The organism is Thermus aquaticus (assembly GCF_001280255.1).
GTDB lineage: Bacteria > Deinococcota > Deinococci > Deinococcales > Thermaceae > Thermus > Thermus aquaticus.
On sequence record NZ_LHCI01000107.1, the window covers coordinates 8,091 to 8,992 of the forward strand.

Annotated in this window: 1 protein-coding gene; it reads left to right on the forward strand. The window is 68.7% G+C overall.

The window, feature by feature from the left end:
• Window positions 1-73 precede the first annotated feature (73 nt).
• Window positions 74-835: a hypothetical protein gene (locus BVI061214_RS11940; RefSeq protein WP_053768675.1), complete on the forward strand. Its 762-nt coding sequence runs from the start codon at window positions 74-76 to the stop codon at window positions 833-835.
• Window positions 836-902 lie beyond the last annotated feature (67 nt).

Genomic DNA, 902 nt, shown 5'->3' on the forward strand with positions numbered 1-902 from the left:
GGGGGACCTCTCCGCCCTGACGAGCCTGGTGGACCTTTCCGCCTTCTACCGGATTCTGCTTGGGAGGTGAAGCGTGAAGAAGGCCGTTGTAGTCCTGGTGTTGGCCCTGGCCCCGGCCCTGGCCCAGATGGACTGGCTCGCGGGCCTGGACTGGGGCGGGATAAGCAGCAACCTGCAGCAGGTGGGCCAGGTCATGAGCTGCAACCCCGGGAGCCTGGCCCAGCTGGACTTCAGCCAGCCCAGCCTGGTCCTCCGGGGGGTGTACCGGGTGACGAAGTGCGTCCTCTGCCTGACCCTCAAGATGTGCGGCCTCCCCGACGACATGCTCTACCCCGCCAGCTGGGGGGAGGTGCTCCAGGGGTTCCGGGGAGGCGGGGACGTCCTCATCGTGGGTTCGGGGGCCGGGGTGAAGGCCCTCACCGACTACCTCATCGCCGCCCTTGGGGGCGGGGCCTGCCAGAACATCTCCTACGGGGGCGTGCCCATCTACACCTGCCCCGAGGGGGGCATCCAGGTCGCCAAGGCCTTCGTGGTCACGGACCCCGCCACCGCCCGGGAGGTCAAGGCCAAGCTCCAAAGCATCCGCGACCCCAACCTCTTCAAGGTGGTGGGGGTGGGCGGGGAGCGGGACGCCCCGGAGCTCTCCCGGGTCCTCCTGGGGCTTCCCATGGTCTACGCGGGGCGGCCCTTCATGTTCGCCCCCGGGTACAGCACCCCCGACCGGTGGCTCTGGCTCACCTTTGACGGGCCCACCACGGACAAGGTGCTCCTGGTCCTGAGGCTGGCCACCCAGTACGCGGCCAGCGCCGCCCAGAGGGAGGAGGAGACCAAATGAAGCGGGACGAGTTCTTTCGGCTCTTGGAAGAGGCCACCGAGGTGCGCTCGGATAGAGGGTGGTACCT